The organism is Planomonospora algeriensis (assembly GCF_977012225.1).
Genome location: NZ_CDRNDK010000896.1, coordinates 1 through 1,171, shown reverse-complemented (window position 1 = coordinate 1,171; position 1,171 = coordinate 1). Strand labels below are relative to the sequence as shown.

Below are 1,171 nucleotides of genomic sequence, written 5' to 3'. Positions count from 1 at the left end.
GCGCACCGGCCGGCGGGAAGCGGACCGGGGGCGCCTGCGCGGCCGGGACGGGGGCGCCGGGGGAGCCGGAGGAGCCTGCGGCGGGGACGCGGAAGCCGCCGGGCCCGACGCCGGGTCCGATGACGGTGACGGGGTGGTCGGGGGAGGTATCGCGGCGGTCATATCAGCCCACTCCCAGGGTGCGTACGCGGGGATCGGCGATCGTGTAGGCGATGTCGGCGAGGAGGTTGCCGCCCACCACGGCCAGGGTGCCGAGCAGGGTGAGCGCGGCGAGCAGCGGGAAGTCCACGGCGAGGGCCGCCTGCACCGAGGCGGAGGCGACGCCCGGCCAGGAGAAGACGGTCTCCACCAGGATCGCGCCGGTGACCAGCTCCGGGATCCGCGCGCCCAGGAGGGTGAGGAAGGGCAGCAGCGCCGAGCGGAGCGCGTGCCGGACGAGCACCGTCCGCTCCCGCAGGCCGCGGGCGCGGGCGCCGGAGATGAAGTCCTCCCGCAGCACGCCGACGACCGACTCGCGGACGTACAGCACCAGCCAGGACGACTGGGAGACCGCCAGCACCGTGACCGGAAGCACCATGTGCGCGACCAGGTCGCCGGGCTCCACGGTGGCGGAGGCGGCGTCGGTCAGGCCGCCGGCCGGCAGCCAGCCCAGCCGCACCGAGAAGACCGAGATCGCCAGGAGGCCGAGCCAGAACACCGGCGCCGCCTCGTTCGCCAGCGAGCCCCCGGTGATGAACCGGTCCAGCCGGGAACCGCGCCGCCAGGCGGCGACCGTCCCGGCGACGAGGCTCCCGGCCAGCATCAGCACGATCGCCGCCGAGGTGGCGAGCAGCGTCCACGGCAGCCGCTCGGCGATCACCTGGCCGACCGGCAGGTGCAGCGACCGCGAGTCGCCCAGGTCACCTTGGAGCAGGTTGCCGAGCCACGTGGCGTACTGCTCCAGGACCGGCCGGTCGAGGCCCCAGTTCGCCCGGATCCGCTCGGCCACGGCCGGGTCGGTGACCACCGCCCGGTCTCCGAGATACTGCCGGACCGGGTCGAAGGGTGAGGCCTTGGCCAGGGCGAACATGCCGGCCGTCACCGCCAGCAGCAGCGGTGCGGCGAACGCCGCCCGCCAGGCCGCCATGCGGACGATCGCGCGGCCGAGCCGTCGGACGGGCGGCGGGGCGGG

General features: G+C 75.8%; 1 protein-coding gene. It reads right to left on the bottom strand.

Annotated elements, in window-relative coordinates; all coding sequences use genetic code 11:
* Window positions 1–163 precede the first annotated feature (163 nt).
* Window positions 164–1,171 (bottom strand): ABC transporter permease (locus ACWJ6R_RS36725; RefSeq protein ID WP_449066608.1); only part of this gene is annotated, 1,008 nt, incomplete at its 5' end.